Source organism: Pectobacterium artocarpous (genome assembly GCF_046159765.1).
Lineage (GTDB): Bacteria > Pseudomonadota > Gammaproteobacteria > Enterobacterales > Enterobacteriaceae > Pectobacterium.
Genome location: NZ_JBJXVK010000016.1, coordinates 77,742 through 103,359 on the forward strand (window position 1 = coordinate 77,742; position 25,618 = coordinate 103,359).

A 25,618-nucleotide genomic window follows, 5' to 3' on the forward strand; every position below is an offset into this window, starting at 1 on the left:
TTTGGATGAGGCAACTAGGATGAACAAAGAGATTCTGGCTGTTGTTGAAGCAGTTTCCAATGAAAAAGCCGTCCCGCGTGAGAAGATTTTTGAAGCGCTGGAAACCGCACTGGCGACAGCGACCAAGAAAAAATACGAGCAGGAAATTGATGTCCGCGTCAGTATCGATCGCAAAACGGGTGATTTTGATACCTTCCGTCGTTGGGTTGTGGTGAATGAAGTCACTCAGCCAACGCGTGAAATTACGCTCGAGGCTGCACAGTTCGACGATCCTTCTCTTGATATTGGCGGTTATGTTGAAGATCAAATCGAATCTGTAACCTTTGACCGCATTACGACGCAAACGGCAAAACAGGTTATCGTACAGAAAGTTCGTGAAGCTGAGCGTGCGATGGTTGTTGATCAGTTCCGTGAGCAAGAAGGCGAGATTATCACTGGTGTCGTGAAGAAAGTGAACCGTGATAATATTTCGCTTGAAGTCAGACCTATCGATGGTTCTAATACCAGTGCAGAAGCGGTAATCGGCCGTGAAGATATGCTGCCTCGTGAAAATTTCCGTCCTGGCGACCGTATTCGTGGCGTACTGTATTCTGTTCGTCCTGAAGCTCGCGGTGCTCAACTGTTTGTCAGCCGTTCCCGTCCGGAAATGTTGGTTGAACTCTTCCGCATTGAAGTGCCAGAAATCGGTGAAGAAGTCATTGAGATTAAGGCCGCGGCCCGCGATCCGGGTTCACGTGCGAAAATTGCAGTGAAGACGAATGACAAGCGTATCGATCCCGTCGGTGCGTGTGTTGGTATGCGTGGCGCACGCGTGCAGGCGGTTTCCAGTGAACTGGGCGGCGAGCGTATTGACATCATTCTGTGGGATGACAATCCGGCACAGTTTGTGATCAATGCAATGGCACCCGCTGATGTCGTATCGATCGTGGTTGATGAAGATACTTGCACGATGGATATCGCCGTTGAGTCGAGCAATCTGGCTCAGGCGATTGGTCGTAACGGGCAAAACGTACGTTTGGCCTCCCAACTGCTGAAACAGCATCGTTCAGACGATAGTTGGGAACTGAACGTGATGACAGTGGAAGATCTTCAAGCCAAGCATCAGGCTGAAGCACATGCTGCAATCGATGTCTTTACCAAGTACCTTGATATTGATGACGAATTTGCCACCGTGCTGGTTGAAGAAGGTTTCTCCTCACTTGAAGAACTGGCCTACGTGCCAATCAAGGAACTGCTGGCTATTGAAGGCCTTGATGAAGAAACCGTTGAAGCATTGCGTGAGCGTGCGAAAGCCGCATTAACAACGCTGGCACTGGCGCATGAAGAAAGCCTTGGTGGCGGTCAACCTGCTGAAGACTTACTTAGCTTGCCTGGGTTGTCGCGTGAGTTGGCATTCAAGCTTGCTGCGATCGGTGTTTGTACGCTGGAAGATCTTGCTGAACAGGGCGTTGACGACCTGACAGATGTTGAAGGACTCAATGATGAGCAAGCGGGCGAATTGATTATGGCCGCGCGTAATATCTGTTGGTTTGGCGACGACAACGAATAACGAACTGTAGCAGGAAAGGAACAGCATGACAGATGTAACCATAAAATCGCTGGCCGCAGAGATTCAAACTCCGGTTGACCGCCTGATACAGCAGTTTGCTGACGCGGGAATGACCAAGTCTGCATCGGACGCTGTGACCCAGCATGAAAAAGAAACATTATTGGCGCACCTGAACCGCGATCGCGGTAATGCGCAGGGTAAACTGACGCTGCAACGTAAAACACGCAGCACGTTAAATGTCCCTAGCACTGGCGGTAAAAGTAAGTCGGTGCAGATCGAAGTCCGCAAGACACGCACTTATGTAAAACGCGATCCGATTGATGCCCAACAGGCGGAAGTGGAAGAGTTGGCACGGCGTGAAGCGGAAGAACAGGCACAACGTGCCGCTGAAGAGCAGGCTAAACGCGAGGCCGAACTGCGCGAAGCTGCTGAGAAAGCGAAACGTGCTGCCGACGAGCAAGCCAAACGTGAAGCCGCTGAAAAAGCTAAGCGTGATGTAGCGGAAAAAGAAAAAGTGACGAACCAACAAAACGAAAATATGACCAAGCCGGCTCAGGCCGAGAAAGCGAAGCGCGAAGCGGAAGCTGCCGAACTTAAGCGTAAAGCGGAAGAAGCGGCACGTCTGAAAGTGGAAGAAGAAGCTCGCCGCATTGCTGAAGAAGCCCGTCGTATGGCCGAAGAGAATGCCGGACGTTGGGAAGCGGAAAGCGCTAAACCTGAAGAGTCTGCCGATTATCATGTGACGACATCTCATCATGCCCGTGAAGCGGAAGATGAAAATGACCGTCAGGTTGAGGGCGAACGACGCAGTCGCAGTCGTGCTGGCAAAGTGACCAAGCAGAAGAAAGGCAATCGCCAGTCTGAGTCCAAAGCTGACCGTGAAGAAGCGCGTGCTGTTACTCGTGGTGGCAAAGGCAAACGTAAGCCAAGTTCTCTGCAACAAAGCTTCAATAAGCCTGTTCAGGCGGTTAACCGTGATGTTGTGATTGGCGAAACTGTTACTGTTGCTGAACTGGCCAACAAAATGGCGGTTAAAGGTTCTCAGGTCATCAAAGTGATGATGAAACTAGGCGCGATGGCAACGATCAACCAGGTTATCGACCAGGAAACGGCGCAACTCGTCGCGGAAGAGATGGGCCATAAAGTCATCCTGCGCCGTGAGAACGAGCTGGAAGAAGCGGTAATGAGCGACCGTGATACGGGTGTTGCAGCGGAAGCGCGCGCACCGGTCGTGACCATCATGGGTCACGTTGACCACGGTAAAACCTCTCTGCTTGACTATATTCGTTCAACCAAGGTCGCAGCAGGTGAAGCGGGTGGTATTACCCAGCACATCGGTGCTTACCACGTTGAAACCGACAACGGTATGATTACGTTCCTGGATACACCGGGGCACGCCGCGTTTACCGCCATGCGTGCTCGTGGTGCTCAGGCAACGGATATCGTGGTACTGGTTGTGGCGGCGGATGATGGTGTGATGCCTCAGACCATCGAAGCTATCCAGCATGCGAAAGCCGCTCAGGTTCCGGTTGTTGTTGCAGTCAACAAAATCGATAAGCCTGAAGCCGATCCCGATCGTGTAAAAACCGAGCTGTCTCAGTACGGCGTCATGCCGGAAGAGTGGGGCGGCGAATCCCAGTTTGTCCACGTATCTGCTAAAGCCGGTACGGGCATCGACGAACTGCTGGATGCGATTCTGTTGCAGGCCGAAGTTCTGGAACTGAAAGCCGTCCGTAGCGGCATGGCAAACGGTGTAGTGATCGAATCCTTCCTGGATAAAGGTCGTGGCCCGGTTGCAACCGTACTGGTTCGCGAAGGTACGCTGAATAAAGGCGACATCGTTCTGTGCGGCTTCGAATATGGCCGTGTTCGTGCGATGCGTGATGAATTAGGTCGCGAAATTACGTCTGCGGGTCCTTCTATTCCTGTCGAAATTCTTGGTCTGTCTGGCGTGCCTGCCGCGGGCGATGAGGCGACGGTTGTTCGTGACGAGAAGAAAGCGCGTGAAGTGGCCTTGTATCGTCAGGGTAAATTCCGTGAAGTCAAACTGGCTCGTCAGCAGAAATCTAAACTGGAAAACATGTTTGCCAACATGACGGAAGGTGAAGTTTCTGAACTGAATATCGTGCTGAAATCTGACGTTCAGGGTTCTTGTGAAGCGATTTCCGATTCACTGCAGAAACTGTCTACTGATGAAGTGAAAGTGAAGATCGTGGGCTCCGGTGTGGGCGGTATCACAGAAACGGACGCCACGCTGGCAGCTGCTTCGAATGCGATTATCCTTGGCTTTAACGTTCGTGCAGATGCATCAGCACGCCGCATCGTTGAATCAGAAAGTCTGGATCTACGTTATTACTCCGTCATTTATGACTTGCTCGACGAAGTCAAACAGGCGATGAGCGGTATGTTGGCGCCGGAATACAAGCAAGAGATTATCGGTCTGGCCGAAGTCCGTGATGTCTTTAAATCACCGAAATTTGGCGCTATCGCAGGTTGTATGGTGACGGAAGGTATCGTTAAGCGTCACAACAAGATCCGCGTACTGCGTGACAACGTGGTGATCTACGAAGGCGAGCTGGAATCTCTGCGTCGCTTCAAAGATGATGTTAACGAAGTTCGTAACGGTATGGAATGTGGTATCGGCGTGAAGAACTACAACGACGTTCGCCCTGGCGATATGATCGAAGTCTTTGAAACGATTGAGATCAAACGTACGATCGCGTAATCCTTTTGCAGCGACGACGTAAGCTATTCGTAAGGGGGGCCTAGTGCCCCCCGATTTTTACTGGAGAATTTATCATGGCAAAAGAATTCAGCCGCACCCAGCGCGTTGCGCAGGAAATGCAAAAAGAAATCGCCATTATCATTCAGCGTGAAGTGAAAGATCCGCGTATCGGCATGGCGACCGTATCCGGTGTGGAAGTTTCTCGCGATCTGGCGTATGCCAAAGTTTTTGTGACCTTCCTGAATGATAACGAGCCAGAGCAAGTTAAAACGGCCCTGAAAGCCCTGCAAGATGCTTCTGGCTTTATCCGTACCTTAGTGGGCAAAGCAATGCGTCTGCGTGTTGTTCCTGCCTTGACATTCTCTTACGACAACTCATTGGTCGAAGGGATGAGAATGTCTAATCTGGTGACCAATGTGGTCAGAAACGATGCGGAACGTCGTTCTGTGACGGGCGAAGATCAGGAGGATTAATGAGTCGTCCTCGTCGCCGTGGCCGTGATGTACACGGCGTATTGCTATTAGATAAGCCGCAGGGCGTGTCGTCTAATGATGTTTTACAGAAGGTAAAACGGTTTTTTAACGCCAACAGAGCGGGCCATACGGGGGCATTGGATCCATTAGCCACCGGTATGTTGCCGATTTGCCTTGGGGAAGCGACGAAATTTTCCCAATACCTGCTGGATTCAGATAAACGCTACCGCGTTATTGCTCGCCTTGGGCAACGAACCGACACCTCCGATGCCGACGGTAACGTGATTGAAGAACGTGCGATTGGTTTTTCTGCAACGGAGCTGGTGCAGGCGCTGGAAGGCTTTCGCGGTACCACGCAGCAAGTGCCATCTATGTACTCTGCGCTGAAGTATCAGGGGCGTAAGCTGTATGAGTATGCTCGCCAGGGGCTGACGGTTCCGCGCGAGGCGCGTGAAATCACCGTGTACGAACTGCAGTTCATTCGCTGGGAAGGCGATGAGTTGGAACTGGAGATCCACTGTTCGAAAGGGACGTACATCCGCACCATTATTGACGATTTGGGCGAAAAGCTGGGCTGTGGCGCGCATGTGATTTACCTGCGGCGTTTGCAGGTTGCCACATATCCTATCGAAAGAATGGTGACGCTGGAGCAGTTAGCGGCATTGGTCGAGCAGGCTCAGACGCAAGAACTCTCGCCTTCACTGTGTCTCGATCCGCTGCTCATGCCGATGGAAAGCCCCGTCATTGATTTTCCTGAAGTGAATTTGACCCCCGTTGTCGCTGGTTATTTGAAGCTGGGACAGCCTGTTCAGGCCGCGAATGCGCCGCTGAACGGCATGGTGAGAATCACCGAAGGCGACGCGCACAAGTTTATCGGTATGGGGGAAATCGACGGTGATGGCCGCGTTGCGCCACGGCGTCTGGTTGTTGAGTTTCCGGTGTAAACCCGCCTGTTGCTGCCTTGCTATCGCAGAACGCTGAGGGTAGAATAGCGCGGCTTGACTATTGGGTGGCTGAATTAGAGATCGGCGCCTGTTTTTTTATCTATAATGTTTGGAGTATTACAATGTCTCTAAGTGTTGAAGCTAAAGCTAAAATCGTAGCAGACTTTGGTCGTGGCACTAACGATAGTGGTTCTACTGAAGTTCAGGTTGCTTTGCTGACTGCGCAGATCAACCATCTGCAAGGCCACTTTTCTGAGCACAAAAAAGATCACCACAGCCGTCGTGGTCTGCTGCGTATGGTTTCTCAGCGTCGTAAGCTGCTGGACTACCTGAAGCGTAAAGATGTAGCACGTTACACCAGCCTGATCGAGCGTCTGGGTCTGCGTCGCTAAGTTTTCTGAGTTTCAGTGGGAAGGGGCCTCTTTTGGCCCCTTTCTTCTAGGAAGCGTTAGCAAAACAGAGTAGTGTATTGTTGTTAATATGATCTTTCATTACAGAGGTTCGCGCGGCTAATGAGAGGCTTTATCTGCATGAGCAAGATAAGGGTTGTCATTAGTCGTGAGGATGTAGTGTAAGGTCGGGAGTTCACTGGCGCGTTTATCTTGAATACGTGTAGCGCGCCCCAGCTAAGGATATTATTTTGCTGAATCCGATCGTTCGTAAGTTTCAATATGGTCAGCATACCGTTACGTTAGAAACCGGTATGATGGCACGCCAGGCTACTGCCGCTGTGATGGTAAGCATGGATGATACCGCGGTATTCGTTACCGTTGTCGGCGCTAAAAACGCTAAACCCGGCCAAAGTTTCTTCCCATTAACGGTTAACTATCAGGAGCGTACCTACGCTGCTGGACGTTTCCCTGGTGGTTTTTTCCGCCGTGAAGGCCGTCCAAGCGAAGGCGAAACGCTGATTTCCCGTCTGATCGACCGCCCGATTCGCCCTCTGTTCCCAGAAGGTTTCCTGAATGAAGTTCAGGTGATTGCGACCGTCGTTTCCGTTAACCCACAGGTTAACCCTGACATCGTTGCTATGATTGGTGCCTCTGCGGCGCTGAGCCTGTCTGGTATTCCGTTCAGCGGCCCTATCGGTGCGGCGCGCGTTGGTTACCTGAACGACCAGTATGTCCTGAACCCAACGACGGATGAGCTGAAAGAAAGCCGTCTGGATCTGGTTGTTGCAGGTACAGAAGGCGCGGTTCTGATGGTGGAATCCGAAGCCGATCTGCTGAGTGAAGATCAGATGCTGGGCGCAGTGGTATTTGGTCACGATCAACAACAGGTTGTGATTGAAAACATCAACGCTCTGGTTGCCGAAGCGGGCAAACCGAAGTGGGATTGGCATGCGCCAGAAGTGAATGTGTCTTTAGAGCAGCGCGTACAGGCTCTGTCTGAAGCGCGTTTGGGTGACGCTTACCGCATCACTGAAAAACAAGAACGTTATGCACAAGTTGACGTCATCAAAGCTGACGTTGAGGCCGCTCTGCTGGCAGAAGATGACACGCTGAACGCGGGCGAGATCCAGGAAATTCTGGGCAACGTCGAGAAAAACGTTGTGCGTAGCCGCGTGTTGGCTGGCGAACCGCGTATCGATGGCCGTGAAAAAGACATGATTCGTGGTCTGGATGTGCGTACTGGCGTACTGCCGCGTACCCATGGTTCTGCACTGTTCACCCGTGGTGAAACGCAGGCGTTGGTAACGGCTACGCTGGGTACTGAGCGTGATGCGCAGACCATCGACGAGCTGACGGGGGAGCGTACTGATCGCTTCCTGCTGCACTACAACTTCCCTCCGTACTCCGTGGGTGAAACCGGTATGGTCGGTTCGCCGAAACGTCGTGAAATTGGTCATGGTCGTCTGGCTAAGCGCGGTGTGTTGGCCGTTATGCCGAAGGCGAGCGAATTCCCGTACACCGTACGTGTGGTGTCTGAAATCACGGAATCTAACGGTTCTTCCTCCATGGCGTCTGTCTGCGGTGCTTCTCTGGCACTGATGGATGCGGGGGTGCCGATCAAATCAGCCGTTGCGGGTATCGCGATGGGTCTGGTGAAAGAAGGCGATAACTTTGTTGTACTGTCCGACATTCTGGGTGACGAAGACCACCTGGGCGATATGGATTTCAAAGTTGCCGGTAGCCGTGAAGGTATCACCGCACTGCAGATGGATATCAAGATCGAAGGGATTACCCGTGAGATCATGCAGGTTGCGTTGAATCAGGCCAAAGGGGCGCGTTTGCACATTCTGGGCGTGATGGAGCAGGCGATCAGTACGCCGCGTGGCGATATCTCTGAATTCGCACCGCGTATTCACACCATCAAGATCAGCACCGATAAGATTAAAGACGTGATCGGTAAAGGTGGTTCAGTGATTCGTGCGCTGACGGAAGAAACAGGCACGACTATTGAAATCGAAGACGATGGTACAGTGAAGATCGCTTCAACCGACGGCGAAAAAGCGAAACACGCGATTCGTCGTATTGAAGAGATCACTGCCGAAATCGAAGTCGGCCGCGTGTATCAGGGTAAAGTTACCCGCATCGTTGATTTTGGTGCTTTCGTCGCTATTGGCGGCGGCAAAGAAGGCCTGGTACATATTTCTCAGATCGCCGACAAGCGCGTAGAGAAAGTGACTGACTACCTGCAAATGGGTCAGGAAGTACCGGTTAAGGTTCTGGAAGTTGATCGTCAGGGCCGTGTGCGCTTAAGCATCAAAGAAGCCAATGCGCCAACTCAGGAAGCGGCAGCCCCGTCTTCTGAGGAATAACGACTGTTAGAAAACGGTCTTATGGCACCTTGCCTGATTATTATGGCAAGGTGCCGCGTGTGTCGTAAGGGTATGGATGTCCTTGCGTCGAGCGGTCCGGGACAGGATGTTCATCCAATGTTTGTCTTCGGGAGTGGGAAATGAAGCCTTTCTTGCGCTGGTGTTATGTTGCAACAGCACTCATGCTGGCAGGATGCAGCAACACGGATTGGCGTAAAGACGCAGTATTGGCGATTCCGTTACAGCCTACTTTGCAGCAGGAAGTGATTCTGGCACGTATGGAGCAAATCCTTGCAAGCCGGGCATTAACCGATGATGAACGAGCACAGCTATTATATGAGCGCGGAGTGCTGTATGATAGTCTCGGGTTACGGGCATTGGCGCGGAATGATTTTTCACAAGCGTTGACGATCCGCCCTGATATTCCAGAAGTTTTTAACTATTTGGGTATCTATTTAACGCAGGCAGGCAATTTTGATGCTGCCTATGAAGCGTTTGATTCTGTACTAGAGCTTGATCCAACTTACAATTATGCGCGTTTAAACCGGGGCATCGCTTTGTATTACGGTGGTCGCTACCTGTTAGCGCAGGATGATCTGCTGGCGTTTTATCGAGACGATCCGAATGATCCTTTCCGTTCGTTGTGGCTGTATCTTGTGGAGCGAGAAATCAATCCAGAGACGGCCAAAATTGCGTTAAAGAAACGCTATGACGACACCAAGAAAGGGCCTTGGGGATGGAATATTGTCGAATTCTACCTGGGTAGTATCAGTGAAAAAACACTGATGCAGCGTTTACAGGAAGAAGCTACGGATAACACTTCGCTCGCTGAGCATCTCAGTGAAACTGACTTCTATTTAGGTAAGCACTACCTAAGTCTGGGGGACAAGAACACCGCCTTGGCGCTGTTCAAGCTGACGGTTGCCAACAACGTCCATAACTTTGTTGAGCACCGCTATGCATTGTTGGAATTGGCGCTATTAGGCCAAGAGCAAGACGACCTATCAGGATCGGACCAGCAATAGCTGACGAACACGTAATCAGCCTGAAAAACTTCGGTTATCACCTTCACGGGTGAGGGCTTTTTTGTTCGCTTTTTAATCCAATTTGAGCCGGTTCACACTTTTCAATGAAAATGACTGAAAATTTTCACGACGAGTTATGTAGACTGGCCGCCATGTGTAATGAGGCACGTGTACATGACTGATTTAGTAACTTCTTTTGCCGATTTGGGGCTGAACACCTCTATCCTTAACGCCCTGACTGATTTGGGCTATGAAAAACCGTCTCCGATTCAGGCGGAATGTATTCCTCACCTGCTGAACGGTCGCGATGTGCTGGGTATGGCACAGACCGGTAGCGGTAAAACTGCAGCGTTCTCTCTGCCATTACTGAACAACCTGAAACCTGAACTTAAAGCACCACAAATTCTGGTGCTGGCACCGACCCGTGAGCTGGCGGTGCAGGTGGCAGAGGCCTGCAATGATTTCTCCAAACATATGCACGGCGTGAACGTCGTCGCACTGTACGGCGGTCAACGCTATGACGTGCAACTGCGTGCGCTGCGTCAGGGTGCACAGATTGTCGTGGGTACGCCGGGTCGTCTGCTGGATCACCTGAAACGCGGTACGCTGGATCTGTCCAACCTGAGTGGTCTGGTGCTGGACGAAGCCGATGAAATGCTGCGTATGGGCTTCATCGAAGATGTTGAGAACATCATGGCTCAGATCCCTGCTGAGCATCAGACTGCACTGTTCTCTGCGACCATGCCTGAAGCGATCCGCCGCATTACGCGCCGTTTCATGAAAGATCCACAGGAAGTGCGCATTCAATCCAGCATTACCACGCGTCCAGACATCAGCCAGAGCTACTGGACGGTGCACGGTATGCGTAAAAATGAAGCGCTGGTACGCTTCCTGGAAGCTGAAGATTTTGATGCGGCGATTATTTTCGTTCGTACCAAGAATGCGACGCTGGAAGTGGCTGAAGCCCTGGAGCGTAGCGGTTACAACAGCGCTGCGCTGAATGGTGATATGAACCAGGCGCTGCGTGAGCAAACGCTGGAGCGTCTGAAAGATGGCCGTCTTGATATCCTGATCGCGACCGACGTTGCGGCGCGTGGTCTGGACGTTGAGCGTATTAGCCTGGTTGTTAACTACGATATCCCGATGGATGCCGAGTCTTACGTTCACCGTATTGGCCGTACTGGTCGTGCGGGTCGTGCCGGCCGTGCTCTGCTGTTTGTTGAAAACCGTGAGCGTCGCCTGCTGCGCAACGTTGAGCGCACAATGAAGCTGACTATTCCTGAAGTGGAATTGCCGAATGCAGAATTGCTGGGTCAACGCCGTCTGGCCAAGTTTGCCGCTAAAGTACAGCAACAGCTGGAAAGCAGCGATCTGGATATGTACCGCGCGCTGCTGACGAAGCTGCAACCGCAGGAAGAGCTGGATATCGAAACGCTGGCTGCTGCGCTGCTGAAAATGGCACAGGGCGAACGTCCTCTGATTCTGCCACCGGATCCCGTTTTCCGTCCTCGTCGCGAATTCCGTGACCGTGATGATTCACGTGGCGAGCGTCGTCGCGATCCGCGCGATTCTCGTGACAGCCGCGACGGTGACCGTCCGCAGCGTCGTGAACGTCGTGATGCAGGCGAGATGGAACTGTATCGTATCGAAGTGGGTCGTGATGACGGTGTTGAAGTTCGCCACATTGTTGGTGCTATTGCCAACGAAGGTGATATCAGCAGCCGCTACATTGGTAACATCAAGCTGTTCGCGTCTCACTCGACGATTGAATTGCCGAAAGGTATGCCGGGTGATCTGTTATCGCACTTTACCCGCACGCGTATTCTGAACAAACCGATGAACATGCAACTGCTGGGTGATGCTCAGCCGCATGAACGTCGTGGCGGTGGCCGTCCTGGTGGCGAACGTCGTGATGGTGCGGCTCCACGTCGCTCTTTCGGTGGTGAACGCGGTAACGGTGGTGAGCGTCGCGAGCGTTCTTTCAACCGTGATAACCGTGACGGTGCTTCACGCGCTCCACGTCGTCGTCCTGCTGACGCGTAAGCTTCACTTCAGCTTGTTTCATACAAGCTGTTGTAACAACATCAGCTTCAATGCAAAACGACCCGTTCAGGGTCGTTTTTTTTGGCTAAAGCAAATCCACCAAGTAGTGTTACAGCGTGTGCCGCACATCCATCGCGATCTCAAACGATAGCAGGCGTGCCTGATGGTCAAATATTTGGCCATTGATCATCACTTCATCCGCCTGTGTTTCTCGCAAAAGACTCTGTAATCCATGACGTACCTTGGCGCGATCGCCAACGATCGACAACCGTAATGCTTGATCCGCACCAAACTGCTCGGCAGGTGAGCCAACGGTATCGATATTTTCTACCGGAGTGGGCAGCGGGCCCGGTGTGCCACGACGCAGGTTGATGAACTGCTGCTGCATTGAGGTAAAGAGGAAACGTGCATCCCGATCGCTCTCTGCCGCAACCACATTGACGCACACCATCGCGTAAGGTTTAGCATGAGTGGCTGAAGGGATAAAATGTTCGCGATAGAGCCGGAACGCTTCCAGCAACATATCGGGCGCGAAATGGGCAGCGAAGGCAAAAGGCAGTCCCAGTCTCGCGGCTAGTTGTGCGCTGTACAGGCTCGATCCCAATAGCCAAATCGGAACGTGTAAACCTTGTCCCGGAACGGCTTGTACTGGCTGGCCCGGCTGTGCATCGGCGAAATAGCGTTGCAGTTCCTGCACATCGCGTGGAAAATCTTCAATATCGGCATTAAGGTGACGGCGCAGCGCCATCATGGTGCGCTGGTCGGTGCCGGGCGCGCGGCCTAATCCCAAATCGATACGGCCGGGATACAACGACTCCAGCGTACCGAACTGCTCGGCGATGACGAGCGGTGAGTGGTTTGGCAGCATCACGCCGCCAGAGCCGAGACGAATGCGCTCCGTTCCCGAGGCAAGGTAGCCGAGCAGCACGGATGTTGCTGCGCTAGCGATACCGGTCATGCTGTGGTGTTCCGCCAGCCAATAGCGGTGATAGCCCCATTTTTCTGTATGTTGCGCCAGTTCCAGCGAGCGATGGAATGCATCGCGTGCTGTCGCACCTTGCGGAATAGGCGCAAGATCGAGGACGGAAAACACAGTGGATTGCGAAGGTGTGGACATAATATGGCTCACTTTGTTGTTCACTGACTCCACCCATTCGATGGGTGCTAACGCTGTCAGTCAATGGTGAAAGTCAGAGCAGTATGAGGCAATCTGGCGCTTATACGTAGTTCAAAGGTGCGTTTGAGAAAAGGGCGGCTGGCCGCCCGGATAGGATGTGGGTTAGGGGACAAGCTCAAGGCCGGCGACGCGGCGCCAGTAGCCGTTGCAATCTGCCTGATTTTCCAGCGTTAATGGTGCCGTACCTTGTTCGTTGGCGCGGAATTTGTCCAGCATCGCCAGCGTGCCGATATTGTTCGGGGACAGCCGGACAATATCGACCAGATCCCGCATCGATGTCAGTTCGTTGCCGAGGTTATAGCAATAGCCGCTTTGCGTCTGGATGCCATTCAGGACAAAGACTTGCTGGTTTTCCTGCGACAGCATTTTTCTGCCCTGCGGGTAGTTAAGGCAGCAGGTTTCACATTCGTCTTTTGGCCGATCTTCTGAACGCGCGGTGAAGCAGCGGGCGGAATAGGCTAGCGGCAAATGGCCGTAGCTGAGCACTTCCACTTCAAACTGATGGCGAAAGCCAAGCTCGTCACACTGATTCAACAGGTTTTGCAGCCAGTCACGGGAAAGTTCAACCGGCATGCACCAGCGCACCATGCCTTGTTTGTGCAGGACTCGCAGGGCATAAGCGTTATAGCAATTGAGCGCGTGCCCGGCGACAAACGGCAGATGGCGTTCAGCGGCGATGTTGACCGCGCCCAGATCGTTGGCTTCCAGCAAAAACTCACCGTTCTCTACATAACGTTTTAGCTCCGTGAGTTCAGATGGCGCTTGTAACAGCGCTAATGTAGAGATCACCACCTGCTTGCCGCTGTTGGCGACCTCGCGGGCGACGTTGAACCAGTCCGCCACCTTCATCAAACGGCGTTTGCTGCACACGGTTTCGCCGAGATAAACGATATCGGCGCTGCTGTTCATTGCGGCCTGATAAAACGCCTCGACATCTTCTTTCGGCCAATAGTAGAGGATATTCCCTAATGCATATTTCATGTGTTCTCTCGCTACTGCCATTTACGGTGATAAGCGCCAAGCGTGGTCTGCGTGCCTTCTGACACCGCACCTAACGCATCCATCCACGCCTGCGTTGGCACAAATGCTTCAGGATTGGCGCAGCAGTGATCGATAGCCTGTCGCCACACCTGTGTGATCTGGCTGACATAGGCCGGACTACGCTGGCGCCCCTCAATCTTCACGGAGGCAATATTGGCAGCCATCAATTCAGGCAGAAGTTCCAGTGTGTTCAGGCTGGTTGGCTCTTCCAGCGCGTGATAGCGCTGCCCATCAACTAAATAACGGCCTTTACATAGCGTGGGGTAACCTGCGTTTTCATCGTCCTGATAGCGGTCGATCAAAATATTGTTCAGGCGTGACTCCATGCCGTTTTCCGTCTGCTGCCAACGGACAAAGCGCGCAGGCGAACAAGCGCCAACGGTATTGGGTGATTCACCGGTAAGATAGGAAGAAAGGTAGCAGCGGCCTTCCGCCATGATGCACAGGCTACCGAAAGCGAACACTTCGAGCGGTACCGGGCTGGTGCGGGCGATTTGCTTCACCTGATGGATAGACAGCACGCGCGGCAGCACGATGCGTGAGACATCAAAATGACGATGATAGAAACGGATCGCTTCGGTGTTTGTCGCCGACGCCTGTACCGACACGTGGCGTTCGATGTGAGGATAGCGTTCGGCGGCATATTCCAGCATCGCGAGATCGGCGAGGATCAGCACGTCGGCTCCGATTTGTGCCGCCATATCCACGGCGCGCTGCCAGCGCTGATAGCCGTCCGGGTGAGCAAACGTATTGATGGCGATATGCAGTTTACGCCGGTGACGATGTACGTATTCACGCGCTTCCTGTAGTTTTTTATCGGTAAAATTCAGCCCGGCAAAATGACGAGCATTGGTGTCGTCTTTCAGGCCGATATAGACCGCGTCTGCGCCATTATCGATAGCCGCTTTCAGTGCCGGCAGGTTACCGGCGGGGCAAAGTAGTTCCATACACAATCCTTCATTAATCCCTTCGAGGCAGTCACTGCTCGGTGTGATCAATGATGTTCAGACTGACCATCGCATCGATGACGGGCTTTGCCTGTCACGTCCGCGAACCGTCGCAGGCGATATCGCACATCGCCTCGACGATTTTTATCAGTCGATGAATGTTGTTAACGATTGGGAATCTTAATTAACCCACCCGGCAAGGACTTTGATTTAAGGCAGTTTATGGTGCTAATCGTCGCGCCAGGACAAAATCTGTTGGGCATAATCGGATAACCGACTAAATTATTGACATAGACCTCTTCCGCTCGCGGTGGATGTGGCAAAATGCTTGCAGATTATCTGAACAGTCAGACTGCTTTAATAGGAGTACGCCAGTGTTGGAAAAACTACGAGCGCAGATTGTGCGTCAGGGACCGAGCTTATTAGGTAAGCCACTCAAGTTCACTCCCTTTGCGCTACAGCGTCAGGTTTTGGAACAGATGTTGGGCTGGCAGTTCCGTCAGGCGCTGGAAGAGGGCGATCTGGCATTTCTCGAAAGCCGCTGGCTGAAGATTGAAGTGCGTGACGTTGGCTTGCAGTGGTTTATGACGCTGCGTGACGGCCGTCTGGTGGTGAGCCATGATGAGATGCCGGATGTCAGTTTTAGTGCGGACGCGAACGATCTGATTTTGATCGCTGCGCGTAAAGAAGATCCCGATACGCTGTTTTTCCAGCGTCGACTGCGCATTGAGGGCGACACTGAGTTAGGTTTGTATGTGAAGAACCTGATGGACGCCATTGAGCTGGAAGCCATGCCCGTGCCGCTGCGTATCGGTCTGCTGCAACTGGCCAATTTTGTGGAAGCCGGTTTACAGGAGGGCGCAGTGCAAACGACGAATCACGCGCCAGTATCATGTTAGTTCGGGTCGAAATTCCCGTCGATGCTGCGGGGATCGACAGCTTATTGCGCCGCGCTTTTCCAACGGGAGCGGAAGCAGATCTGGTTCATCAACTGCGGGAAGATGGCTTATTGACGCTCGGCGTCGTGGCGACCGATGATGAAGGTGGGGTGGTGGGTTACGCTGCGTTTAGCCCGGTATTGATCGACGGTGAGGATCGACAGTGGGTGGCGCTTGCGCCGCTGGCGGTAGAAGAGAACCTGCGCCGACAGGGCGTGGGGGAGAAGCTGGTCTACGAAGGGTTGGATGCGCTGAATGAATTTAGCTATACCGCCGTTGTCGTACTGGGCGAGCCAGCGTACTACTCTCGCTTTGGCTTCGTTCCGGCGACAGAGCACCAGTTGCACTGTCGCTGGCCAGGCAGTGAGTCTGCTTTTCAGGTCTATCCGCTGGCGGACAATCATGTTGTCCACGAAGGACGATCTGAGAGCGAAAGCGGCTTTGACAGCACGAGCGGGCTGGTTGAATACGCCAAACCGTTTGATCGCTTTCTCTAACGTGATTCGCTAGCAGAAAATGCATCAATACAAAGCGTCTGAGGCTGGTCTTGTACCAGCCTTTCTTTTTGGCTTTTAGTGAGTTGTTTAATGCGGTGCTCCAGTTTGAGTGCGTTGGAGCGATCCCCCACCAGACAGTGAAACGCCAGCGTTAATTCCCCTTTTCCCCGCAGCGCTTTTGCCCCTTTCCCGGTTTGATGTTGGTTCAGACGACGGCTGACATCCGTTGTGATACCCGTATACAGCGCCCCGCTGACCGTGCGCAATATGTACAGATACCAGTGAGGTGCGTCGACATGTTCCATCATGGTGCCATGTTCGGGGGCGAGATCAGTCACGGCAGTAACCCAACCTGTAGAGCGTAGTAGTCATGCACTTATCATAACGATCGGGACTGAGAAGGGAAAGGCAAGGGAGAGGGTAACGTGTTGGTCGTCGCTTCCCGTTTCAGGGCGCGTTAACACACTATGATTAACGAAAGGGAGTAATAGGATTGATTATTTTGCGTGACAAAAATCACATTTAATAACCACTTTTTGCATTTATCTTACATTAAGTGTGAATGAATGCACAAAATAGTCCGGCATGGCGTGTTCAAATATCTGGCAAATTCAAATTGTTAAGCCGTTTCTTTCGGTGTTGAAATCATCACAGGATGAAGGGTAGAGGAAGGCTGATTGCGGTGAGAAGGATCTCGGTGCCGCTACAGGTTGTTTCTCCTGGGCGCTATCTTCAAGGAACCAAGTCCGCTCGCCAAACGTGCTGGTTTACACCAGTTAATGTTCAGGGCCGGTTAGACCGGCTGACGAGTTGGAGAGTTGTATGACCAAGCTGATCACGGCCGCGCAGCGTGCGCTGGCGTTGATGGATTTAACCACGTTGAATGAAGATGATACGGATGAAAAAGTGACGGCGCTCTGCCGTCAGGCAAACAGCCCGGCAGGAAAAACGGCGGCTATCTGTATCTATCCACGCTTTATCCCCCTGGCGAAAAAGATCCTGCGTGCGCAGGGAACGCCCGCTATCCGTATTGCGACGGTAACCAACTTCCCGCACGGTAATGATGATGTGGAGATCGCGGTTGCAGAAACCAAGGCAGCGATAGCTTATGGCGCTGATGAGGTTGATGTCGTGTTCCCTTACCGTGCACTGATCGCAGGCAACACGCAAATCGGTTTTGAGCTGGTGCAGGCGTGCAAAGCCGTGTGTCAGGATGCCCATGTGTTGCTGAAAGTCATTATCGAGACGGGCGAACTGAAACAAGACGCGCTGATTCGTCAGGCCAGTGAAATTGCTATTGATGCAGGGGCGGATTTCATTAAAACCTCAACCGGTAAAGTGCCGGTGAACGCGACGCCAGAGAGCGCGGCGATCATGTTGAAAACGATCCGCGATAAAGGCGTAGGCGAGCGCGTTGGTTTTAAAGCAGCTGGCGGCGTGCGTAACGCGGAAGATGCCGCCATCTATCTGCAACTGGCAGACGATATCATGGGCGCTGAATGGGCGACGGCGCAGCATTTCCGCTTTGGTGCATCCAGTCTGCTGGCGAGCCTGCTGACCACGCTTGGCCACGCGACAGCGGCTCCGCAGGGTAGCGACTAATCACGCGCAGACGGTGCACGATTTTATTCGTGACAACATTTTGTTTATGAAAACATTTTTTCACAACAGCACAGGCGTTCGCAGCGATAGGCTGCGGCGCCATATCTGAATTTATCAGGAGTACAGACCTTGTTTCTGATTCAGGAAATTATTCGTAAGAAGCGTGACGGAAAAGTGCTGAGTGAAGAAGAGATCCGCTTCTTTATCAACGGCATTCGTGACAATACCGTCTCCGAAGGCCAGATTGCGGCTCTGGCGATGACCATTTATTTTCATGACATGTCGATGGATGAACGCGTGGCGCTGACGCTGGCGATGCGTGACTCTGGCACGGTGCTGGACTGGAAAAGTCTGAACCTGAACGGCCCGCTGGTGGACAAACACTCTACTGGCGGCGTGGGCGATGTCACGTCGCTGATGCTGGGGCCGATGGTCGCAGCCTGCGGGGGCTACGTCCCGATGATCTCCGGGCGCGGTTTAGGCCATACCGGCGGCACGCTGGACAAGCTCGAAGCGATTCCGGGATTGGATATTTTCCCTAACGATGACGATTTTCGTCGCATTATCCAGCAGGTTGGTGTCGCGATTATTGGGCAGACCTCCTCGCTGGCGCCGGCGGATAAACGCTTTTACGCCACGCGTGACATTACCGCTACGGTCGATTCAATCCCGTTGATCACCGCGTCGATTCTGGCGAAGAAGCTGGCTGAAGGGCTGGATGCGTTGGTAATGGACGTTAAAGTGGGTTCCGGGGCGTTTATGCCGACCTATGAACTGTCCGAACAGCTGGCGCAGGCGATTGTCGGCGTAGCGAATAACGCGGGCTGTCGTACCAGCGCATTGCTGACTGACATGAATCAGGTGCTGGCTTCTAGCGCAGGCAACGCGCTGGAAGTGCGGGAAGCTGTACGTTTTCTGACGGGGGAGAGCCGCAATCCGCGCCTGTATGATGTTACTATGGCGCTCTGTGGCGAGATGCTGTTGGCGGGCAGGCTGGCAAGCTCGGCAGACGACGCGCAGTCACGCCTACAGGCCGTGTTGGATAACGGTAAAGCGGCCGACGTCTTTGGCCGCATGGTTGCCGCGCAGCGTGGCCCAGGAGATTTTGTTGAACACTACGATCGTTACCTGCCAGTGGCGACATTAAGTAAGCCAGTGTTTGCGGAACGTGAAGGCATCGTGACCGCGATGGACACTCGCACGCTAGGCATGGCCGTCGTCTCGCTGGGTGGCGGACGCCGTCAGGCTACCGATACGATCGATTACAGCGTCGGTCTGGATAGCATGATCAGCCTGGGTGAACGCGTTGACGTGCAGCGCCCGCTGGCGGTGATCCATGCTAATACGGAAGCACAATGGCAGCAGGCCGCAAATGAGGTTCGCGCCGCAATCCAACTGGGCGACACGGCACCAGAAAAGACCCCGATGGTCTATCGCCGGGTGAGCGCAGAAGCGTGATCGCCAGAGTGGGTTAGTGATTGTTTTGAATTGATGTTCCCCTGTCGGTAGGCAGGGCGTTAGCGCAGAGCTGCGCAGGAGAGAAAGAATGAAACGTGCATATATTATGGTTCTTGACTCGTTTGGTATCGGCAGCAGTGCGGATGCAGAACGTTTTGGCGATGCGGGTTCGGATACGCTGGGCCATATCGCTCAAGCGTGTGCGGCAGGAACGGCGGATAAAGGGCGCAGCGGCCCGCTGTATTTGCCGAACCTGAGCCGTCTGGGACTGGGTAAAGCCGCTGAGGCCTCAACGGGAACATTCCCGGCAGGATTGGATGAAAACGCGGACATCATCGGTGCTTACGCGCACGCCAGCGAAATCTCCTCGGGTAAAGATACGCCGTCTGGCCACTGGGAAATTGCTGGTGTGCCTGTCCTGTTCGACTGGGGCTATTTTAAAGATGAAGAAAACAGCTTTCCGCAGGAACTGCTGGATAAGCTGGTAGAACGCGCTAATCTGCCGGGTTATCTGGGCAACTGCCACTCTTCCGGTACGGTGATTCTGGATCAACTGGCTGAAGAACACATGAAAACCGGCAAGCCGATTTTTTACACCTCTGCGGATTCCGTGTTCCAGATTGCCTGCCATGAAGAAACGTTCGGTCTGGATAAACTGTACGAACTGTGTGAAATTGCCCGCGAAGAGCTGACCGAAGGGGGCTACAACATCGGGCGCGTGATCGCACGTCCGTTTATTGGCGACAAACCCGGCAACTTCGAACGTACCGGCAACCGTCACGATCTGGCCGTTGAACCGCCTGCGCCGACCATCCTGAAAAAGATGGTGGAGGAAAAAGGTGGTGAGGTGGTTTCCGTCGGTAAAATTGCGGATATCTACGCGCAGGTCGGCATCACGAAGAAAGTGAAGGCCACCGGCATCGATGTGTTGTTTGATGCCACCCTGAAAGAGATGGACAGTGCGGGCGACAACACTATCGTGTTTACCAACTTTGTTGATTTCGATTCCGCCTATGGCCACCGCCGCGATATTCCGGGCTATGCTGCCGCGCTGGAACTGTTTGATCGCCGCCTGCCAGAAATGCTGTCCCGCGTGAAGGGTGACGACATCCTGATTCTGACGGCCGACCACGGCTGCGACCCAAGCTGGCATGGCACCGATCACACCCGCGAGAATGTACCGGTGTTGATCTATGGGCCAAACGTGAAGCCGGGGTCGTACGGTCACCGTGAAACCTTCGCCGACATCGGGCAGACGGTTGCAGCCTACTTTGGCCTGTCGCCTATGGACTACGGCAAATCGATACTGTAAAACACACCGTTTTTACGTGAACTTGATTAATTAAGGAATAAACGCATGGCTACGCCACATATTAATGCAGAAATGGGTGATTTCGCGGACGTAGTACTGATGCCGGGCGACCCGCTGCGTGCTAAGTACATTGCAGAAACCTTTCTGGAAAATGCCCGCGAAGTGAACAACGTGCGTGGCATGTTAGGGTTCACCGGAACCTACAAAGGCCGTAAAATTTCAGTGATGGGTCACGGAATGGGTATCCCCTCCTGCTCAATCTATGCAAAAGAACTGATCACCGAATTCGGTGTGAAGAAGATCATTCGCGTGGGTTCCTGCGGCGCGGTGCGTGAAGATGTGCAACTGCGCGACGTAGTGATCGGTATGGGCGCCTGTACGGACTCCAAAGTGAACCGACTGCGTTTTAAAGATCACGACTATGCGGCGATTGCCGATTTCGACATGGTGCGCAATGCCGTTGATGCTGCCAAAGCACGCGATGTTTCTGTCCGCGTTGGTAACCTCTTCTCCGCCGATCTGTTCTACACGCCAGATCCGCAGATGTTCGACGTGATGGAAAAATACGGCATTCTGGGTGTAGAAATGGAGGCGGCCGGTATCTATGGCGTCGCGGCAGAATTCGGTGCGAAAGCGCTGGCCATCTGTACCGTTTCTGACCACATTCGTACCGGTGCACAAACCACGTCAGAAGAGCGTCAAAACACGTTCAATGACATGATCGAAATCGCGCTGGAATCCGTTCTGCTGGGCGATAACGAGTAATATCACACGAGCCCGGACATTCGCTCCGGGCTGTATTTCCTCTCTTCCCTTGCCCACTCTTCCACAAGAGACTTGTGTCAGGGGGACATACCGATAATCGCGCGATCTCAGGTCGTTATTACTGATTTAACGTCTGCTATTCAAGGCACCTTCCTCTCTCAATTCCTTTATTCGTTACCACGCTACGTTTTATTACTTGTGTTGTATGTCGGCGTGGTCATAATTAGAAATACAAATAATAATCATTAGTATTTTTAACTGGTGGGGAAATGAAAAAAATCACATTGATAGGGTCTCTAACGACTAAACCCGCAAAGCTAGCCGTATTAGTCGGTTCGCTGTGCGGCGGCATGGCTATGCCGCTGCTGGCGGAAGTGTCTCCAGCCGCGGCACAGTCTACAACATCACCTTCTGTACTGGGCACTGAGCCGAGTGGTGACACCATGACTGTGGTGGCGAAACCGGGCAATACGTTCCGTGCCGGTGGTGACGATTTGGTGCCTGCCTATTTGGATGGACAAATTGCAAATGGCGGACGCGTTGGGTTTCTGGGTCAGCAGAACGCGCGTGATATGCCGTTTAATATCATCAGTTACACCGATAAGATGATGCTTTCACAGCAGGCGGAAACGTTGGCTGATGTTGTTAAGAATGATGCGTCTATTCAAACCTTGAAAGGTTTCGGCAATTTCATGGAGACGTACCGCATTCGCGGTTTTACGTTGGATGGCGATGATATTACCTTTGGTGGCCTCTATGGCGTGATGCCGCGCCAAATGGTATCGACCAACATGGTTGAGCGAGTAGAGGTATTTAAAGGTGCTAGTGCATTCGTTAATGGAGTTTCTGGTAGCGGGGTAGGTAGCGGGGTAGGCGGTTCCGTGAATGTTGAGCCGAAGCATGCCACCGATGATCCGCTCACGCGTCTGACCGTTGATTATGAATCAAAGAATAAGATCGGCGGCGGGCTGGATGTTGGGCGCCGTTTTGGCGACAACAATGAGTTTGGCGTGCGTGTCAATGTGTTGCATCGGGAAGGTGAAAACGCCATTCACGATCAAAAAGACCGTATGTCGATGGCCTCTGTTGGCCTGGATTACCGTGGTGACCGTTTCCGTACGTCGTTGGATGCAGGTTATCAGCACCAGACCGTACACGGTGGGCGAATTGGGGTTGTGATAAAAAATACGTCGACTGGCGCTGTTGTTGACTCAATTCCATCAGTACCCGACGCGACAACAAACTATAACTCTAAGTGGGTTTCTTCCGATCTGAAAACCACGTTTGGCATGTTACGTAGCGAATACGATGTTGCCGACGACTGGACGGTGTATTCAGGAATAGGAAGTAGCCGAGCGGATGAATATGGTGTCTATGGATCTCCCAGACTTACCGACAACACGGTATCACGTATGGATGTCCCCTTTGTCCGTGACACGTTCTCTGGCCTGTTAGGGGTTCGCGGTCAATTTGATACGGGCGTTGTTGCGCATAAAGTCAACGTTGGTTATTCAGGCGTGTATGCGAAAAGCAGAACGGCTTATACCATGTCTGATAACGTGGGGCCGATCAATATTTACGATCCAAGTGATATTAGCAATCCCCCGTCCATCTATTTTGGTGGGGATATGAATAACCCTAATGTGCGTAATCGGGTGAGAAGTACGGGGCTTTCATTGTCTGATACGTTATCGATTATGGACGATAACGTTGCTTTAACCGCTGGGTTACGTCGGCAAGAAGTGATGGTACGTAACTATAGCTATGAAGGCGTTGAAGAAAGAGACAGTACTTTTAATCGTACTAAAGTCACGCCAGCGTACGGTTTAGTTGTGAAACCGTGGGAGAATATTTCTCTGTATGCCAATCATATAGAGTCATTGTCACCAGGTGGTATTGCACCATGGAATGCTGTGAATTCTGGGAAGGTCACCGGAATTTATGTTGCGAAACAGAACGAAGTTGGTGTGAAATTTGACTATGAACGCGTAGGTGGTTCATTGGCATTGTTTGAAATTAAACGACCAAATGAATATATCGATAGCCAGACGGGTATTTACGGGATTTACGGTGAACGTCGCCACCGTGGTATGGAACTGAATGTTTTCGGTGAACCGATGTTTGGGCTGCGCTTGAATGGCAGTGCGACCTGGATTGCCGCGCAGCAAACTAAAACAGATTCGGGCACTAACGACGGCAAAGATGTTATCGGCGTGCCGCGTTATCAACTGGTGCTGGGTACGGAATATGATATCAAGCAGGTAGAAGGCCTAACGCTGGCGGGTACGGTGATTCGCTCCGGTTCGCAATATGCTAATGAGGAAAATACTCTGAAGCTGAAACCGTGGACGCGTCTGGATCTGGGGGTACGTTATAGCATGCCGATGAATGACCACACGATGGTATGGCGTGCTAACGTAGAAAACGTGACGAACGAGAAATACTGGTCATCGGTAAACGATACGGGCGTTTATTTGTATCAGGGCGATCCGCGTTCATTGAAGCTGTCGATGTCGATTGATTTCTAACGTCACTCTGCTTGTCCGTTAACGTAACAAGCCTAGAAGACTCGGTGAAAGCCGGGTCTTCTATTAACAGAAGATCCCGACTGATATTTTCCCTTCACGATACGGCTACGAAATGGGCTGCATGTCCCTCTCTGGCTGTATTGCCGCATTTTCCCCTTGTGAGAGTGGCGTTAACCGTATCTGATGTGTGAAGCAGGCCTGTACGGCAGGCTGATGGCTGACAGCCAGCACAATAGTGTGCGGCAGCGCGATCCTGATGTGCGCTAATAGCTGAAACGCCGCTTCGTCATCAAGTTGGCTGGTGGCTTCGTCCAGGCAGAGCAGCGTCGGACGCAGCAGCAGTGCACGGGCGAGTGACAGGCGCTGCTGTTCGCCGCCTGATAGTTCCCTGCTCCAGTTGGCTTTATCGTCCAAACGGGGAATCAGCGACGTCAGCCCGGTCTGCTCCAGCGCAGTGATGAGCGGTGAGGTATCCGCTAGCGGGGCCTGCGGGTAACACAGTACCTGCCGTAGCGTGTCCTGCGGTAAATACGCTTTTTGCGGTAAAAATAGCGCTCGGCCAGCAGGGAAATGCCAGTCACCTTGTGCAACCGGCCATAATCCCGCCAGCGCACGCAGCAGTGTAGTTTTCCCCGTACCGCTGGCTGCGCAGAATGCTGCCCATTCACCAGACTGAAGTATGAGCGTCAGCGGCGCGAAATACGGCGAACCGTCGGGGCGCGGTACGGATAGCATGCTGATATGCAGGGCATCTCCTTCATGACGCGGCACCTCTGGCACAGGCAGTTGCTGTAAGCGGTGCTGGAATTCCCATAGTCGTTCAATCGTGGAAGACCACTGAACCAACTGGCGATAGGCATCAATAAACCAGCCAAAGGCATCCAGCACATAGCCGAAGGCCGATCGCGCCTGCATTATCGCTCCGAGGCTAACCTGACGAGCAAGAAACAGCGGCAAGGTAGCGAAAACCGGGATAATCAGGCTGAAGCGGAAATAGCTGGTCGTAAAGCTCTCCAGACGGAATTCCCGCGCCATTAAGCGCTGCCAGTTTTGCACAATGGGCAGGAAGTATTGCCGCATTCGCTGTTGCTCGGCGTCGCTCCCTTGATAAAACGCGATTTGCTCGCTGTTATCCCGTACCCGCAGCAGCGTGGCACGATAGTCGGCCTCTGTTCGCTGCCGTTCAATATTCAGCTTGTGCAGGCGGTGCCCCAGCCGGTGTGTTATCACGCTCGCCAGTGCGGCGTAAATCAGCGCAATCCACACCAGATAGCCGTGTACCGTGATGGTGTAACCGCCTAATGTGAAGGTATGGACGCCGGACAACTGCCAGAGAATGGCGATGAAGGAGAAAAAGCGGGCGGTATTCTTTAGCAACGAGAGCAGGAGTTCGAGGCTTTGTTCGATCAACAGGCGAATATCTTCCGCGATACGCTGGTCGGGGTTATCCAGCCCCGCGCTGAGCTGATAGTGGGCGTGATTGCGCAGCCAGTTCTGTTCATACTGGTGCGTCATGGTATCGCGCCAGCGGATGATCAGTTGTTTCTTGAGCCAGTTGCCGCAGATGATCACCAGTACGAACAGCAGTGTATAAGCCAGATAGCGCACAGCCATATTGTAGATTGAGGCGTGCTGAAAATAGTCGGCTAGCGCGTCGTAAAAATCCCGGCTCCAGTTATTGTACTGCACGCTGATCCACACGACGGAGAGCGTCAGGCTCATAATCAGCAACAGCAATAACCACAGCAGCGTGGCCTGTGTGGTCAGCCAGAAAGGCGCGACCAGCGCATAAAAACGTTTAAGCGTTTGCATAATGGATTAGGCGATGGCCTG

21 protein-coding genes are annotated in these 25,618 nt (G+C 52.8%); 16 read left to right on the top strand and 5 right to left on the bottom strand.

The features are described from left to right. Positions 1–19: 19 nt before the first annotated feature. The 9 genes from nusA to ACKQAD_RS12050 all read left to right on the top strand — a co-directional run bounded on the left by nusA (position 20) and on the right by ACKQAD_RS12050 (position 11,520). The gene (gene nusA, locus ACKQAD_RS12010) at positions 20–1,549 is read left to right on the top strand and encodes a transcription termination factor NusA (protein WP_409160366.1); all 1,530 of its coding nucleotides are present in this window, start codon (positions 20–22) and stop codon (positions 1,547–1,549) included. 25 nt (positions 1,550–1,574) lie between these two features. Then, the gene (infB, locus tag ACKQAD_RS12015; RefSeq protein ID WP_409160367.1) at positions 1,575–4,274 is read left to right on the top strand and encodes a translation initiation factor IF-2; all 2,700 of its coding nucleotides are present in this window, start codon (positions 1,575–1,577) and stop codon (positions 4,272–4,274) included. 74 nt (positions 4,275–4,348) lie between these two features. Then, on the top strand, positions 4,349–4,747 hold the full coding sequence (gene rbfA, locus ACKQAD_RS12020; RefSeq protein WP_409160369.1) for a 30S ribosome-binding factor RbfA: 399 nt from the start codon (positions 4,349–4,351) through the stop codon (positions 4,745–4,747). Further along, positions 4,747–5,691, top strand: a complete 945-nt coding sequence (gene truB / locus ACKQAD_RS12025) for a tRNA pseudouridine(55) synthase TruB (protein WP_409160370.1) — start codon at positions 4,747–4,749, stop codon at positions 5,689–5,691. Before rbfA ends, truB begins: the two co-directional genes overlap by 1 nt. Positions 5,692–5,813: 122 nt before the next feature. Next, a complete protein-coding gene (gene rpsO, locus ACKQAD_RS12030; protein WP_010279698.1) occupies positions 5,814–6,083 on the top strand; it encodes a 30S ribosomal protein S15 in 270 nt (89 codons plus the stop codon). Positions 6,084–6,331: 248 nt separating this feature from the next. Beyond that, positions 6,332–8,452 carry a polyribonucleotide nucleotidyltransferase gene (pnp, locus tag ACKQAD_RS12035; protein WP_409160371.1) on the top strand — a complete coding sequence of 707 codons (2,121 nt, stop codon included), beginning with the start codon at positions 6,332–6,334 and terminating at the stop codon, positions 8,450–8,452. A gap of 140 nt (positions 8,453–8,592) precedes the next feature. Next, on the top strand, positions 8,593–9,477 hold the full coding sequence (gene nlpI, locus ACKQAD_RS12040) for a lipoprotein NlpI (protein ID WP_409160372.1): 885 nt from the start codon (positions 8,593–8,595) through the stop codon (positions 9,475–9,477). 110 nt (positions 9,478–9,587) lie between these two features. Continuing rightward, on the top strand, positions 9,588–9,659 hold the full coding sequence (gene yrbN / locus ACKQAD_RS12045; RefSeq protein ID WP_225088091.1) for a protein YrbN: 72 nt from the start codon (positions 9,588–9,590) through the stop codon (positions 9,657–9,659). Then, entirely contained in the window at positions 9,652–11,520 is a 1,869-nt protein-coding gene (locus ACKQAD_RS12050) for a DEAD/DEAH family ATP-dependent RNA helicase (protein ID WP_409160373.1), read from the top strand. Before yrbN ends, ACKQAD_RS12050 begins: the two co-directional genes overlap by 8 nt. Before the next feature lie 109 nt (positions 11,521–11,629). Here ACKQAD_RS12050 and ACKQAD_RS12055 read toward each other — a convergent pair whose 3' ends face one another. The 3 genes from ACKQAD_RS12055 to ubiU form a co-directional block, all read right to left on the bottom strand. Beyond that, complete coding sequence (locus ACKQAD_RS12055) at positions 11,630–12,637, bottom strand: luciferase-like monooxygenase (protein WP_409160374.1); 1,008 nt, start codon at positions 12,635–12,637, stop codon at positions 11,630–11,632. A 162-nt stretch (positions 12,638–12,799) separates the two neighbouring features. Next, positions 12,800–13,678 (bottom strand): U32 family peptidase, encoded by an 879-nt coding sequence (locus ACKQAD_RS12060; RefSeq protein WP_409160375.1) that lies wholly within the window; start codon positions 13,676–13,678, stop codon positions 12,800–12,802. 11 nt (positions 13,679–13,689) lie between these two features. Beyond that, complete coding sequence (ubiU, locus tag ACKQAD_RS12065) at positions 13,690–14,685, bottom strand: ubiquinone anaerobic biosynthesis protein UbiU (RefSeq protein ID WP_409160376.1); 996 nt, start codon at positions 14,683–14,685, stop codon at positions 13,690–13,692. A 374-nt stretch (positions 14,686–15,059) separates the two neighbouring features. On the opposite strand from ubiU, the gene ubiT reads away from it, so the two are divergent. Together ubiT and ACKQAD_RS12075 are read left to right on the top strand one after the other, a co-directional pair. Further along, positions 15,060–15,584: a ubiquinone anaerobic biosynthesis accessory factor UbiT gene (gene ubiT / locus ACKQAD_RS12070; protein ID WP_409160377.1), complete on the top strand. Its 525-nt coding sequence runs from the start codon at positions 15,060–15,062 to the stop codon at positions 15,582–15,584. Continuing rightward, positions 15,578–16,120 carry a GNAT family N-acetyltransferase gene (locus ACKQAD_RS12075; protein ID WP_409160378.1) on the top strand — a complete coding sequence of 181 codons (543 nt, stop codon included), beginning with the start codon at positions 15,578–15,580 and terminating at the stop codon, positions 16,118–16,120. The genes ubiT and ACKQAD_RS12075 overlap by 7 nt, the downstream gene beginning before the upstream one ends. Here ACKQAD_RS12075 and ACKQAD_RS12080 read toward each other — a convergent pair. Beyond that, positions 16,117–16,428 (bottom strand): GIY-YIG nuclease family protein, encoded by a 312-nt coding sequence (locus ACKQAD_RS12080; protein WP_409160398.1) that lies wholly within the window; start codon positions 16,426–16,428, stop codon positions 16,117–16,119. The two genes, ACKQAD_RS12075 and ACKQAD_RS12080, sit on opposite strands and share 4 nt — an antisense overlap. Positions 16,429–16,942: 514 nt before the next feature. Between ACKQAD_RS12080 and deoC the strand changes: the two genes are divergently transcribed. The 5 genes from deoC to ACKQAD_RS12105 all read left to right on the top strand — a co-directional run bounded on the left by deoC (position 16,943) and on the right by ACKQAD_RS12105 (position 23,785). Further along, positions 16,943–17,722, top strand: a complete 780-nt coding sequence (gene deoC, locus ACKQAD_RS12085) for a deoxyribose-phosphate aldolase (protein WP_409160379.1) — start codon at positions 16,943–16,945, stop codon at positions 17,720–17,722. 129 nt (positions 17,723–17,851) lie between these two features. Then, a complete protein-coding gene (deoA, locus tag ACKQAD_RS12090; RefSeq protein WP_409160380.1) occupies positions 17,852–19,180 on the top strand; it encodes a thymidine phosphorylase in 1,329 nt (442 codons plus the stop codon). 88 nt (positions 19,181–19,268) lie between these two features. Then, on the top strand, positions 19,269–20,492 hold the full coding sequence (gene deoB, locus ACKQAD_RS12095; protein ID WP_409160381.1) for a phosphopentomutase: 1,224 nt from the start codon (positions 19,269–19,271) through the stop codon (positions 20,490–20,492). A 45-nt stretch (positions 20,493–20,537) separates the two neighbouring features. Then, positions 20,538–21,257, top strand: coding sequence for a purine-nucleoside phosphorylase (gene deoD / locus ACKQAD_RS12100; RefSeq protein WP_409160382.1), 720 nt, complete (start codon positions 20,538–20,540; stop codon positions 21,255–21,257). A 269-nt stretch (positions 21,258–21,526) separates the two neighbouring features. Continuing rightward, positions 21,527–23,785 carry a TonB-dependent receptor gene (locus ACKQAD_RS12105; RefSeq protein WP_409160383.1) on the top strand — a complete coding sequence of 753 codons (2,259 nt, stop codon included), beginning with the start codon at positions 21,527–21,529 and terminating at the stop codon, positions 23,783–23,785. A 105-nt stretch (positions 23,786–23,890) separates the two neighbouring features. On the opposite strand, the gene ACKQAD_RS12110 is transcribed toward ACKQAD_RS12105, so the two are convergent. Then, a complete protein-coding gene (locus tag ACKQAD_RS12110; RefSeq protein ID WP_409160384.1) occupies positions 23,891–25,597 on the bottom strand; it encodes an ABC transporter ATP-binding protein/permease in 1,707 nt (568 codons plus the stop codon). Positions 25,598–25,618: the final 21 nt, after the last annotated feature.